Here is a 12868-nt window from a genome sequence, read left to right on the forward strand (position 1 = left end):
TAGGGCCACGACTTGGTAGAGGGCAAGGAGATGTCTCACCTATAATAGTAATGATAACTTCAGATTTTAACACAAAATAGGCGGGGCTGACCGTAAGGAGGAGAGATCTTTGGAAATTCCGTCAAGGATCCAACTGACCGGCAAACAATTCTTTGTACTAACTGGCATTGTCGGTGCGCGGGCTGTTATTGGGTTAGAGGACCCTTTTCGTGGAACGTTGACCGAGGAGATGCCCATAGAAGTGGCCAAGATTGAGCAGGAGCTGCAGGAGAAAGACTTGATTGATACGGGTGACAGCGAGCCAGTTCTTGTGCAGGAACTGCTGGAATACATAGAAGTATGCAGCCGGACCCTGTTAACGATACATATGAGGGTGTCCGGTTCCGACAAGGAGCCGAAGGAGTGTTTCATTTATTACAGTTCAAGTCTGGTGGTAAAGGCCGATATTGAAAGCGAGCCTGACGGTGAGAGAGTCTATGTGCTGGAAGCGCTGGGAACCCCTTCGGAAGCTTGGCTTAAAATCATCAATCATCTGCAGCTGGAGGACCGGAAGAACCGTGATACAGCTCCATTGGCAATGCCTAAAGGCTGGTTTCAGCAATGGATGAGTGACGAGCAAGGGGAGCAGGAGCCTCGCAAGTACTTGCTTGCCCAAGGCTACCCGGAATCGGTTGTCTCCGCCTTGGCCGATTGTGTCATCCATCCGGAGAGATACGCTACCTTTACAGCGTACTATTGTCCGGATCTGAACTGCCGAATACAGGGAATCGAACTGTTGAGAGGACAGCATTCCAATTGGCTGATTCGCAATGAAGGCGAACAGGATCAAATTTGGGGCGCCACGGTAACGGAAATCATACGGGAGCTTGGCGCGGTGATTGAGCGCATTAAGTTTCATCCAGAACAATATGGATAAGCTGAAAGCTCATTATCCCGTACTGGGATTGCCGAAGGAGCAGCGGAACGCCGCGTTTCTGAACAAAATGAACCGGGGCCGTATGCCTGCGGCACCGCACAGGAGGAGCAAGAAAAGGAGAGGATAATTATGACGCAACAACAACAGCAGCTGCCAAACGGATCGATTGTCATTTTGAAAGAAGGCAAGAAGAAGCTGGTGATCTACGGTCGCAAGCAAATTCTGGCGCTTGAGCAGCCGCAAAAGAAGTTTGTTGGATTTCGGTTTTTTTGTGGAAGTTTGGATATAATATGACAGCATTACATTATCATTCGGGTAAGGAGTCGCATAGGATGAACTGGGTATATTACGGAAAGCTGTATACAAGCAAATTTCAGGCGGGCTGCTTCGCTAAACGTTTGGAGCAGGATGGCTGGCTGTTCGGGTACCATGATCCGCGGATGGTGGAGGTTTACCGTTCCAAAAAGGGTCGCTATGGCGTGCGGTTTATGCCTTGAGAAAATTCCATTAAAACAGCACTTGACTTATTATAGGGAAATGGTGTATATTTATTCTTGTCGCTGTTTGATACAGCATTGACGCGGGGTGGAGCAGTTCGGTAGCTCGTCGGGCTCATAACCCGAAGGCCGCAGGTTCAAATCCTGCCCCCGCAACCAATTTTTAAACGATGTATGTATGACGTCCTTATGTTTATGTGTACATGTATGTTCAGGGCCCTTAGCTCAGTTGGTTAGAGCGGTCGGCTCATAACCGACTGGTCGGGGGTTCGAGTCCCTCAGGGCCCACTTTATCGAAAACCCTTGCGATGCAAGGGTTTTTTGCTGTTTATAGGGCTGTTTAGTTGAGTGAAAAACTATGGTGAAAAACGCATTTGCTAACGGCAGCTATTGATCGACAGTATCGTTCATTGAACATTGCTGTGGTCATTCCAAGGCGTTCAACTGCGACTTTCAGATAGCTGAAGGCACTGAGAGTATGGCTAATACGTCCGTTCTTCAAGTAGACCGCGATGTAAAGAACCCCTCCCAGTCCTATTTATGGTACATTAGCACATTCTGATCATGATTGCCGAAATGTCCAGACTAAGTCCGTCTATGTACATAAACTGTACCATTCCACAAAGCAAGGAGGTAAATATCGGTGAGTTACGAAAAATCTTGTTATGGCGGATACGGGAATCCAGTAGGTACTGTTCTGGTTTTATTTATTCTCTTGGTTATTATCTTGGGAACTTTTTGGATTTAACTAAGCACCTGAATGAAGCATTCATTGAATTAATTTAATTCACCAATTACGATACTGCACCCATGCGGTATCCCCAATTCGGTAAACGGGGACGGCCACTTTCCGTCCCCGTTTTTGATTAAGTTCATTGTACATAAACTGAACATCAAACAACGAGGAGATCAGTGCTGTAAGGCATGTTTATTTGTCTGCGAACATGATATCGTGACAAGGGCAGAAAATAGTAGAGAAGGGGCACAGCGTTGGCGTGTGCCCCTTATTTGTCGTGCATCCATATATAGAAACCAACAGGGCATCAACGGTATAAGATCATGGTTCATGAGCTGGGCTATCAGAGCTGGAGGTGTCAGTTGTTGACCTGGATGATCGGCAAGAACTCTATGTAGCTGGTTTGATTCTATGGTCACCAAGCAAAATGTGAGACAGCTCTCCGTTTTTACGGGGGGCTATTTTCATTTGAGGAAATTGAGCGATTTGACTAATCATTTGTCCAGATCCATTAAATCCATGGACTCATATATATGTTAAGATTCGTTGATAAAAAAGGAGGAAGCATAAAATGCACAAAAGAACAGTACTAGGAAAGGCAAATAGTACGGCCAAACAACTACAAGCGCCTAGAAGACTTAACGGAATCCGGGCGAGTAGCGTTGCAAAGGCAATGAGAACGATGATTGCCGCACAAAGATCATTGAATGCACAAAATCCGGTTGTTATTAGTCAAAGAACTAGGAGAATAAGTACGAATCGAAACTGGGTAAACGCACTTGAAATCGAGCGAAATCCGGCATGGGTAGCGCCGCAATCTGGTGAATCGTACGTTTGGGGAAGAAATGACCCTAACGGTCCTGCTGCTGTGGTCGCCAGAAGATTTACGATTAGAGACGATATTGAGAGAGCTAGCTTATTCCTGTCCGTTGATAACTTTGCCATCGTTTTAATAAATGGACGGCCGGTAGTTATCGACAATCCGCAGGACAATGTTTCATTCTTTAATCCGGGAAGATCGTTTAATATTAGGCGTTTCCTTCGGAGAGGTACAAATGATATTGTGATCGCCGCTTTTAACTTCCCGTCAAATGCAAACAGAAGCGGAGATAATCCAGCAGGTGTCCTTGCACGTATCGAAATTGGACTAGAAAATTAGTCCGGTAGTAGCTCTAAGTTCAATCGGTTGCGAACGCTATAACGTTGCCGATGTCGTAATCATCGCCATGTTCGACTTTAATTCGCCGCAACCGGTATGTTGAGGAGTAGACGACTTTTTTGATGACCGAGTTTTTTTAAATGATGTGCTCCTCATCGACGTACTAAGCTGACTGAGCAAATGGGACACTATAGTTTAGAACAAACCGCCTAATGATTGGGCGGTTTTTCTTATGCCAAGACATATTAAAAGGAGGACGCTGACACGTCCTCCCCTTAGTCCAGGGTATCCCCCGGCTGAGATAGCGGCCCGCCGAGCGCAGCAATTTAGCTGACATCCGTTATCTCGCACTCCATCATAACTGAACGCCGAGAGGAACGACAATGGGAACACTTGAGAGTAAGAATTTGCTAATGCTGCACGAGCTCTTCAAAGCCGGAATAGCCAAAAGGGTAAAGGATTTTCAGGACGGCCGGATCGAGAATAAGACAGTGGATGATCTTAAGAAGCTGGTTGAAATAGATATCGAATTGCCAGAAGGATGAACTATAAAAACTATTAGAGTAGTCCTAATAATGGCCTTGCACATAACCATGTATGTCTAAATAGGATGTTGTAAGTCGTTTAAATTTAAGGAGGCACACAACGAATGCAGATGAAACGGCCAGCAATAAAGAAGGTTAGAATAACATCTACAAAACAGGTGAAGAGACGCGTAAAGGTACAGAGACATGTACATGAATTTGAAGGTAGTACCAAGCTGGCTGAAGAAGGAGCAGATCGGCACACTACATTAAACGATGGTCACGTACACCAATTCAATTTTACGACATTGATTCAATCACCTCTCGTATAGGAATTATAAAACTATAAACTTTGACGGCTAGTGGTCTAACGCAATTGCTGACGAAACATAAAAACACACGAAAACATTTGCAGTTCTAAACCTATATATAATGAAGTAACTAAACTGGCTGTACCCCGCAAAAACGTTTTCCTTAGCTCAGTTGGTTAGAGCGGTCGGCTCATAACCGACTGGTCGAGGGTTTGAGTCCCTCAGGGCCCACTTTATCGAAAACCCTTGCGATGCAAGGGTCTTTTGCTGTTCATAGGGCTGTTCCGTTGAGTAAAAATATTATGGTGAAAATTTAAATGTAGGGTTCTTTTTTAAATTTTAAAAAACGACTATTTTTCGTCCTCGTTTCTCATATTCTTGTAAATTAGTATGCTTACAAATAGCGCAGGGCCAATCGAACCCGTAATGATTCTCATCAACCGTGTTTCGCCAAAATCAAATAGTATATGCCCAATGATGTACAAAGCTAACAGAACAATAACCCATCGAACGATTGCTTTTTTCATTAGCAGTCACCCCTCATTAAAAATAATTATACTCCAAGCAGCGGAACAGACTGTATTTTTATTAACCGTGTTGATTAACCTGAGGAGGTTATCTTGTTCAATGATCGATGTCTCCACAATGCACTTACTTAACTCCACTATGAGTGGAAACACGCAGAAGAACCCTACTGCTTAGGCTGGTGGGGTTATTTTTTGTCCATAGAGCAACTTCTTATAAATCGTTAGATGAGGCACTTGCATTAATTGAACAAGCCGTTTCAGGCGAGCGAGAAGACGAGTTGTTTTATGATTATTTAGTTTCAGTGGCTCCGACGACTGAATTCATTTATAGAGGGAGTAGAGAAAGCTTTAATGGGTGAATTAAGGGTAGTGGAAAAATACCGTAATAGAGCCGGGATGCCATACAGGTACTATAGGGACATGGTATTTGAGATTTTAACAGACGAATTTAAACATGCAAGTAAGTATAATTTTATTATGACCTTATCGGTTTATTTTTGTGAAAATTGCCCATATATATGTTATACGATGAAAATGGGGTGTATGGGCTCACATGGATGAACATATGATAATTCTACTTCGTAGTATATCTGCATTTGTGCTTTTGTTGATTATTACGCGATTCTTGGGAAAACAAACGTTATCTAATATGAATTTTCATGAGTTTGTTACCGCCGTTATTTTGGGTGCAATTGCTGCGAATTTTGCTTTCAATGAAAAATTGCAGGTAATACAACTACTCATCTCGCTTGCTGTTTTTACATTTACATCCTATCTTTTATCAAAGCTCGTTGTGAAGAACCGTAAATTCCGTATGTGGGCTGAAGGGACACCGAGTATACTTATAGAGGGTGGGAAGATTCTTGAAGAGAATCTAAAGAAAAATAAATTAACATTAGATACAGTAAATCAGATGTTACGACAAAAAGATATTTTTGATATCTCGGAAGTTGAGTACGGCGTATTAGAGATCAATGGAATGATATCTGTGATGAAGAAAAAGGAATACCAGAATGTAACTTTAAAAGATATGAAAAAGGGAATGAAAGGGAATCAACAGTTTCCGATTGAGCTTATCATGGATGGACAACTTTTAGAGAAGAATCTAAAGGTAAATGATCTCTCCCCCGATTGGGTTCATGATAAATTAAAAGACCGGAACAAAAATATTGAAGATGTTTTTTATGCAGTTAAGGGAACGGACGGTCAATTGTATCTCGATTTTTATAAGGATAAGATACAACATCCAATTGACGTAGAGTGAAGCTGAGCGGCATGATCAGCGAAACAAACATAACCGAAGCGAAAAACTCCCCGCGGTTCACTTTAACGTAAGACTCCACCAAATGCCGGTGGAGTCTTTTTCGATATATATTTTAAGCGAGATTTGTAATCGGGGGCGACATACGGTACATTTTAATAGAATCATTGGGGGATACGCTTATTTATACAGCTGCTGCTGCTTGGATGCAGCTCATTTTAGATATAGGATGGGGGATTAAGGTGTCAGAGTGGGTGTTAAATCAGTCGTGGGGATTGCCTGTGTTGCTTGCCTTCTTGATGGTCGTATTCGTATTTGAGTCACGGAAAGCCTTTAAGGCATATAAAGAAAAAAGACGGTTCGAATTGGGATGGGCTCTCTTGTTTGCGCTTGTGGCTTTATTGGCGATGATCGTCCTGGTGGCATATTAAAAATACATAACCAAAAACAAGACACCCCCAGAAGCTTCCGGCGGTGTCTTGTTTAATGATTGGCTATAAACGTTGAGGAACGAAGTTATCCTTCGTTACCGTTCACTCATGACAGCCTCTGTTGCGGCCCAGGCTCTGCCAGCACGCATGGCCAGGAAGAAGCAGAGGATGAGGACGATGGACGCGGAGATGTAGGGAAAGTTGATGTCCAAATCAAACAGATACCCTGCTACCAGCGGTCCTGCAATATTCCCCAGGCTGGTATAGGCCGAGTTCAGACCGGCCACGTAGCCTTGCTGATCCTTCGCCAGCTTGGACATTTGCGTACCGATAGCGGGACGTAAGATGTCGATCGACAGAAAGACCAGGAAGGTAACAAGGAATATCAGCCAGTATTTATGCACAAACAGGGTTAACAGGATACAGATTCCTGCGGTAAGCAAGCTGAGCGTAATGACTCTTTTCTCACCGAACCGGTTCAGGATCCAACCGAAAATCGTCGCTTGGACGACGGCACCCGCAATCGATCCAAATGTGATGATCATGGCAATATCTTTAGGGGTGAACCCAAATTTATGATCCACAAACAGGCCGAACACCGTTTCATAATTGGCAAGGCCGAAAGAGAGCACAAATACAATGATCAAACTTAAGAAATAAGGTTCTTTGAAAGAACGTACCAGTTGGACAACCATGCTCTCCTTCTTCCGTCCCAGCACGGTAGGTGCTTCCTGTTTGGTGGATGATTCCGGAAGCAGCAGCAGCGTTACCAGTGCGGCAATTCCTCCCGCAACAGCCGCAGCGTAGAAAGGAACGCGAATGCCAAACTCGGCGATAAACCCTCCGATACCCGGTCCGATGATGAAACCTGTCGTAATCGCAGCATTAATGAACCCCATGCCCCTGGCACGTTCCTCATTCGAAGTCACGTCAGCCGTGTAGGCCATAACAGCAGGCATAATGAGCGCAGCGCCAATACCGCCGAGCATTCTCGATGCAAACAGGAGCGGCGGTGTGCTGGCAGCTCCGAACAACCATTCCGATATAGCGAACACAATCATGCCGGAGATGATGATTTTTTTACGACCCATGGTATCCGACAATCTACCCGCAAGTGGCGAGAATAACAGCTGTGTTAATGAAAAAGCGGCAACGAGCATGCCTACCGTGCTTCCGCTGATATGCAGTTCCGTCATATAGGTTGGCATAATAGGTATGACGAGCCCGATGCCGGTGAAGACTAGAAATATATTGAACATGAGGAGCAGGATGGCTCCATTGTTTCGCATCAGTAATGACATGATGATTCCTCCAAAATAAAAGACGATATAATAATGACATAATGAAAATGATGGTAATTCGATTATTTATATACTGAACGTTCGGTTTGTAATAGAGCATGAAAAAAGAGTCTTGTTTTTCATGATTTCTTTTCAATACCATGCAGAAATACTTTGATGGCGGCATGATAAAGGGAAAGTGCATTTTCCACCTTCGTTATGCGGGACATCTGGCTTAAACCAACAATGAGGCTCTCAAAGATGACGGATAGCTGCTCCACATTATGATTCTCAAACTCCCCGCGATCAATCCCTTGCTGCAGCAATCTTTGATCGAATTCCAAATGGCTCCGAATAATCTGGACGATTCGCTGCTCTACTTCCTCGGTAACATCTCCATTGCTGTTCATAAATTCATCAAGCGCCTTGGAGAAGGGGTGGTTCAGATCATCAAACACCAATTGATCCGCTATTCCGTATAGCTTGTCAACGGTGGTGGTGTAATGCTGCTCTTTACTGTTCCATTTCTGTTCCCACTCGAGGTCCCATTCCTCGATCAGATACAGAAACAGCCCTTCCTTGCTCTTGAAATGATAATAGATATTCCCTTTGCTGCTCCCGGTGGCTTCAACGATTTCCTCAATGGACGTGGATTTGTAACCCTTCTGCATAAAAAGCGCCTTGGCGGCTTCGGCTATGCGTCGCTTGGTATCTTCCGTTTGTTGTTGTTTTTTATTCACGCATGCACCCCCTTATACCCTTTGCGAGCTTTTCAAAATTTATATACTGAACGTTCGTTCTGTATCTTACCAAATACAATTAATTTATTCAAGACCTCTTGCTGGAGACCTCCACTGGGTGCGTTTTTAATTCCAGGATATCGCCCTTGAGCGTAAAGGAAGTAGCGGCCTGCTCCGTAACCTGGGTACGAATATTGTCATTCCGCAGAGGAGGAGCTCCATATTGCTCAGCCGGCGCTCTAGCAAGATATTTCCACTCGAGGGGGATCCGAAATTGAACTCTGTGTTATCGGATCCAATCGGTTTCCCAAAAATAACCGTTACCATGAGTAGGTAGCGGTTATTGTAGAAGTTGATTCATTCCCTTTAATGGTTTACTTCAATGAACTTACGCGATTTCTCATGATAGGACAGCAGCCCCGAAACGGTCACAAATTCGTAGCCTCTCTTTTGCAGCTCCGGCAGAATCACTTTGAGGGCTTCAACTGTCTGTGTACTACCCGGCACAAAATCGTGCATTAGTACAATGTCTCCATTATGGGCATTATCCAGCACTTTTTTGGCAATCCGATTAACGCCGGGCTTTCGCCAGTCCAGCGTATCCTGGTGCCATGACCATAATACGGTCAGCATACCGAAGTCCTTGCTTGTGCGGACAATCGCATCATTATAACTGCCTCCGGGTGGACGAAACAGAACGGTTCGAATGCCGGTTGCATGAAAAATCGCATCCTGCGTACGGTTCAGTTCGCTCGTTAACTTGCTGACGTTAATATTGTGAAAGGGAGGATGGGAGTATGAGTGATTGCCGATCTCATGTCCTTCCTGCAGCTCTCGCGCTACGATCTCAGGGTGTTTCTCCACCCGGTTGCCAACAACGAAGAAGGTAGCTTTAGCGTCATATTGCTTTAGCAGATCCAGAATTTGAATGGTATTCTTTTCGTCCGGACCATCGTCAAAGGTAAGGGCAATTACTTTGTTTTGTGTTGGGACTTCCCATACAATCTCGCCGCGTTCCTCATAATAATCCCTGCCTTTGGAAGCGGATGGTGCATGCTCGGCGTTAACAACTTTCGGATAGCAAAGGGAAATGGAGAGAGCGATTAATACGACGGTTGAGAGTTTTTTCATGGTGAGGGGTATCCTTTTCTCGGCTGTTCTAGTCTTCGCATATGACAATGCAAGCCTATTTATCATTTGGCGATAACGGTAAAATTATTCTTTATGGCATACGGAAGCCTTTGAATCGATGAATTAAAGCGGTGGTTCAAGCTATTAAGTAAGGTGATGCCAAAAATTATGAGTTTCATATATTGACATCACATGGTTGGACATGGTATTATCAATTTTGTCGCTAAGACGAAATGTGCACACCTAGATATCGGAATGAGATCGCAATATATTGCGATTCCCACGCGTACCTTCGGCTATGTAAGTGAACGTGAACGACGCTAGGAACATGCGCGGATAAATATGCCGGGGTGGCGGAATTGGCAGACGCACAGGACTTAAAATCCTGCGGTAGGTGACTACCGTACGGGTTCGACCCCCGTCCTCGGCATTATAACAGCGTCTGGTAAGATGCAAAATAAGTCGGCCCCCGTATGGGTGCCGGCTTATTTTTTTAAATCGACATAAGGTCAATTCATGATGAGCGTTGTTATTGGATTCAAATTGAACGGAAGATGTTATGGTGTTCCGATTATAGAAATCGCATTCTTTTATGATTCCATGCTGGCCTGTGTGAGAGGAGAGAGGAGACATGCGGATGTTTAACAATGATTGGGACCTTATTCTGCAGGGAGAAATGGATAAGCCTTATTTTCAAGCTTTGATGGAACGGGTGGACGAGGAATACCGGCGCAGCACGGTGTATCCCCCCAAGGAAGATATATTTCGGGCTCTTCAGCAAACATCGTACCAATCGACAAAAGTCGTTATTTTGGGACAAGATCCTTATCACGGTCGTAGGCAGGCGCAGGGACTGAGCTTTTCCGTTTCGCCCGGAGTTACGATTCCTCCGTCTTTACGAAATATACATAAGGAGCTTGCTTCGGATCTGGGAATCTCGATTCCCCGTCACGGTTCCTTGCAATCGTGGGCGGATCAAGGAGTACTGCTGCTCAATGCAGTGCTTACGGTTCGCGAAGGCGAGCCGAACTCGCATAAAGGGATCGGGTGGGAGACATTCACCGATACGGTTATTGCGAAACTGAATGAACGTGATCAGCCAATGGTTTTTATATTATGGGGCAGTTACGCACAGAAGAAAGGTTCCTTCATAGACCGAAGCCGGCACAAAGTGCTTGAGTCCAGTCATCCGAGTCCATTTGCAGCGCATAAAGGATTCTTCGGTAGTCGTCCATTTTCAGCATCGAATGCTTTTTTAATGCAAAAGGGTATGGATCCGGTGAATTGGGACATCCCAAGCACACCGGGCGATGGAGATGAATAATCCGCGAGAGGTGACCTTCATGAAGCATTGGATTGGTCGTCATGTTGTCATTCAGCGTTTAGACGGGGCGAAAAGCACGGTTGAAGGTGTGCTGAAAGGGTGGGATCCCGTTCAGGAAAAAGTGATTCTAGGTCCGGGTGAGCTTGTTATACCGTTTCGCGCCATTCATAGAATTATGCCAAGAAACGCATACCCTGCCTTGAACTCCATCGGTTATGTCGTGAATCATACCATTCAATTCGATAACGCCATCTATTTTGGATCTTCCGTGATGATATGGCGAGGCAATCGACTGGTGTTATCACAGGCCATCCTGACTACTCACGATGAGGATACCGTTACCTTGTCAAATGGTATGATATTGCGCAAGGATGAGCATGATTTTGTGGTTCGATCTCTGCGCGGCAATGCGTGATTCTTTAAATAAAGGATGTCCCCAGCAGCCATCGTGAAGTTGGCGGGGACATCCTTTTTTGTACAAATGGCAGTTGTATGTCTCCAGTAACTCGAGTTCATTATGCGTCTTCTACTTTTTCGGCAAGGAACAGTTCGTAAATCCGTACCACGATAATTTTGACGATCATGTAAGCGGGAATGGCGAGCAGGATGCCAAGCAGCCCGAAGAAGTCGCCGCCTACAAGAATGAGGACAATCGTGGTCAACGGGTGAATATCCAGCTGTTTCCCGTAGATGACCGGTGTCAGAATATTATCTTGGATCTGCTGTGCGATGACAATAACGACAACAGACCATATCGCAATCGAAGGAGATTCGATAAAACCGATGATCACGGCAGGAATGGTCGCCAGCAGCGCTCCGATATACGGGATGAAATTCAAGAAGAAGGAGATCACCGTCAAGAGCAAAGAATAAGGCAGCCCGATGATCAGAAATCCGATATAGATCATGATGCTAAGTATAAGATTCAGGATCACTTTGCCGATAATAAAATTGCTGAGTGCTGTATCAATCTCACCCAGCACTTCCTTGCCGTCACGGCGGTATCGTCTTGGTAGGACACTGAGCAGCTTGGGCGGAAGCTTGCTGCCTTCCTTCAGCATGTAGTACAGAATGATCGGAATCGTAGCAATAATAACGACAACGCTGGATACAACGGCAATCAGGTTATTGATGGAGTTGCTGATCCAGGTAATGATCCGATTCATGTATTCCGTCAGTGAGGTAGATAACTCGGATTCCGTTGGTATAAAGCGTGACCAGTATGGATTCTGCTGCAGCTGGTCGATCTGTTGCTGCACACCCTCTACCAGAAAGGGGGCATTACTGATAAAATTTTCGATCTGCTCGCGCAGTGTCGGCCACACCACAATGCCGAAGATGGCGCAGAGACCGGCAAACACGAAATACAGCATCAGGACGCCAATGGATCGTTTGATTTTCCGCCGCTCCAGGTAGTCCACAATCGGTCTGAGCAGATAATAGAAGAAGCCGGCCATCGCGACGGGAACGATCAGCATATTGAACATGGAGACGATTGGCCGGAACAAGAAGCTGATTTCGGATCCGAGATAAATGATCAAGAGCAGTGCGATTATGCCAAAGCATGTCCTGAAATATTTGCTCTGCATCATGGGCAATCCCTCCATACAACGAATAGGTAAATACATAGGTACGATGTAACATTTGTATTTAACCAATTTGGAGGGATTTGAAATCACTAGTTTATGCTTATCAGTTTCGTATGGTGACCCGGGTATGAATCGGCACGAGGGAGGCAAGCTCAATGACGTCCTCGTTGTACATCCGAATGCAGCCATGGGAAACGTAGCGGCCGATGGATGAAGGGTCATTCGTGCCATGGATGCCATAATGGGGTTTGGACAACCCTAACCAATAGGCTCCAAAAGGCCCCCCGGGATTTGGCTGTTTGTTGACGATGGTGTAATTGCCTGGCGGCGTCTGTGTAGCCATTTTACCGATGGCAACCGGGAACGTACGTACCACGGTGTCGCCATCCAGCAGGTGCAGCTGAAAATTGGATAAATCGACAATAATGCGGTATTGGGGCAT

General features: G+C 45.1%; 18 protein-coding genes and 4 tRNA genes. 17 read left to right on the forward strand and 5 right to left on the reverse strand.

Annotated features, from left to right (window positions below):
- The first annotated feature begins 109 nt into the window (after positions 1 to 109).
- From ACOZB4_RS13475 to ACOZB4_RS13540, 14 genes are all read left to right on the forward strand, one after another.
- Positions 110 to 916 (forward strand): hypothetical protein, encoded by an 807-nt coding sequence (locus ACOZB4_RS13475; RefSeq protein WP_379406525.1) that lies wholly within the window; start codon positions 110 to 112, stop codon positions 914 to 916.
- Positions 909 to 1043: a hypothetical protein gene (locus tag ACOZB4_RS13480; protein WP_379406524.1), complete on the forward strand. Its 135-nt coding sequence runs from the start codon at positions 909 to 911 to the stop codon at positions 1041 to 1043. The genes ACOZB4_RS13475 and ACOZB4_RS13480 overlap by 8 nt, the downstream gene beginning before the upstream one ends.
- A gap of 2 nt (positions 1044 to 1045) precedes the next feature.
- Positions 1046 to 1210, forward strand: coding sequence for a DUF4176 domain-containing protein (locus tag ACOZB4_RS13485; RefSeq protein WP_379406523.1), 165 nt, complete (start codon positions 1046 to 1048; stop codon positions 1208 to 1210).
- Between the two features lie 38 nt (positions 1211 to 1248).
- Entirely contained in the window at positions 1249 to 1413 is a 165-nt protein-coding gene (locus tag ACOZB4_RS13490; protein ID WP_164817394.1) for a hypothetical protein, read from the forward strand.
- An 82-nt stretch (positions 1414 to 1495) separates the two neighbouring features.
- Positions 1496 to 1572, forward strand: a tRNA-Met gene (locus ACOZB4_RS13495).
- Between the two features lie 55 nt (positions 1573 to 1627).
- Positions 1628 to 1701, forward strand: a tRNA-Ile gene (locus ACOZB4_RS13500).
- A gap of 349 nt (positions 1702 to 2050) precedes the next feature.
- Positions 2051 to 2161, forward strand: a complete 111-nt coding sequence (locus ACOZB4_RS13505) for a YjcZ family sporulation protein (RefSeq protein WP_372238779.1) — start codon at positions 2051 to 2053, stop codon at positions 2159 to 2161.
- Positions 2162 to 2720: 559 nt separating this feature from the next.
- Positions 2721 to 3308 (forward strand): hypothetical protein, encoded by a 588-nt coding sequence (locus tag ACOZB4_RS13510; RefSeq protein WP_379406522.1) that lies wholly within the window; start codon positions 2721 to 2723, stop codon positions 3306 to 3308.
- A gap of 383 nt (positions 3309 to 3691) precedes the next feature.
- Positions 3692 to 3853, forward strand: coding sequence for a hypothetical protein (locus ACOZB4_RS13515; protein WP_379406521.1), 162 nt, complete (start codon positions 3692 to 3694; stop codon positions 3851 to 3853).
- Positions 3854 to 3957: 104 nt separating this feature from the next.
- Positions 3958 to 4164, forward strand: coding sequence for a hypothetical protein (locus tag ACOZB4_RS13520; RefSeq protein WP_379406520.1), 207 nt, complete (start codon positions 3958 to 3960; stop codon positions 4162 to 4164).
- A gap of 139 nt (positions 4165 to 4303) precedes the next feature.
- A tRNA-Ile gene (locus tag ACOZB4_RS13525) sits at positions 4304 to 4374 on the forward strand.
- A gap of 475 nt (positions 4375 to 4849) precedes the next feature.
- Positions 4850 to 5029, forward strand: coding sequence for a hypothetical protein (locus ACOZB4_RS13530; RefSeq protein ID WP_379406519.1), 180 nt, complete (start codon positions 4850 to 4852; stop codon positions 5027 to 5029).
- Positions 5030 to 5223: 194 nt separating this feature from the next.
- The gene (locus ACOZB4_RS13535) at positions 5224 to 5934 is read left to right on the forward strand and encodes a DUF421 domain-containing protein (RefSeq protein WP_339271967.1); all 711 of its coding nucleotides are present in this window, start codon (positions 5224 to 5226) and stop codon (positions 5932 to 5934) included.
- 239 nt (positions 5935 to 6173) lie between these two features.
- Positions 6174 to 6362, forward strand: coding sequence for a hypothetical protein (locus ACOZB4_RS13540; protein ID WP_076321296.1), 189 nt, complete (start codon positions 6174 to 6176; stop codon positions 6360 to 6362).
- A 95-nt stretch (positions 6363 to 6457) separates the two neighbouring features.
- Here ACOZB4_RS13540 and ACOZB4_RS13545 read toward each other — a convergent pair whose 3' ends face one another.
- The 3 genes from ACOZB4_RS13545 to ACOZB4_RS13555 all read right to left on the reverse strand — a co-directional run bounded on the left by ACOZB4_RS13545 (position 6458) and on the right by ACOZB4_RS13555 (position 9513).
- On the reverse strand, positions 6458 to 7663 hold the full coding sequence (locus tag ACOZB4_RS13545; RefSeq protein WP_379406518.1) for an MFS transporter: 1206 nt from the start codon (positions 7661 to 7663) through the stop codon (positions 6458 to 6460).
- A 119-nt stretch (positions 7664 to 7782) separates the two neighbouring features.
- Positions 7783 to 8382 (reverse strand): TetR/AcrR family transcriptional regulator, encoded by a 600-nt coding sequence (locus ACOZB4_RS13550; protein WP_339271969.1) that lies wholly within the window; start codon positions 8380 to 8382, stop codon positions 7783 to 7785.
- 366 nt (positions 8383 to 8748) lie between these two features.
- On the reverse strand, positions 8749 to 9513 hold the full coding sequence (locus ACOZB4_RS13555; RefSeq protein ID WP_379406517.1) for a polysaccharide deacetylase family protein: 765 nt from the start codon (positions 9511 to 9513) through the stop codon (positions 8749 to 8751).
- Between the two features lie 344 nt (positions 9514 to 9857).
- On the opposite strand from ACOZB4_RS13555, the gene ACOZB4_RS13560 reads away from it, so the two are divergent.
- The 3 genes from ACOZB4_RS13560 (at position 9858) to ACOZB4_RS13570 (ending at position 11252) form a co-directional block, all read left to right on the forward strand.
- A tRNA-Leu gene (locus tag ACOZB4_RS13560) sits at positions 9858 to 9943 on the forward strand.
- A 207-nt stretch (positions 9944 to 10150) separates the two neighbouring features.
- Positions 10151 to 10837, forward strand: a complete 687-nt coding sequence (locus ACOZB4_RS13565) for a uracil-DNA glycosylase (RefSeq protein ID WP_215164057.1) — start codon at positions 10151 to 10153, stop codon at positions 10835 to 10837.
- Between the two features lie 19 nt (positions 10838 to 10856).
- A complete protein-coding gene (locus tag ACOZB4_RS13570) occupies positions 10857 to 11252 on the forward strand; it encodes a hypothetical protein (protein ID WP_076320670.1) in 396 nt (131 codons plus the stop codon).
- A gap of 100 nt (positions 11253 to 11352) precedes the next feature.
- Here ACOZB4_RS13570 and ACOZB4_RS13575 read toward each other — a convergent pair whose 3' ends face one another.
- Positions 11353 to 12429 carry an AI-2E family transporter gene (locus ACOZB4_RS13575; RefSeq protein ID WP_076320671.1) on the reverse strand — a complete coding sequence of 359 codons (1077 nt, stop codon included), beginning with the start codon at positions 12427 to 12429 and terminating at the stop codon, positions 11353 to 11355.
- A gap of 100 nt (positions 12430 to 12529) precedes the next feature.
- A complete protein-coding gene (locus tag ACOZB4_RS13580) occupies positions 12530 to 12868 on the reverse strand; it encodes a L,D-transpeptidase (protein ID WP_076320672.1) in 339 nt (112 codons plus the stop codon).

The organism is Paenibacillus sp. NPDC058898 (genome assembly GCF_049316025.1).
GTDB lineage: Bacteria > Bacillota > Bacilli > Paenibacillales > Paenibacillaceae > Paenibacillus_AQ.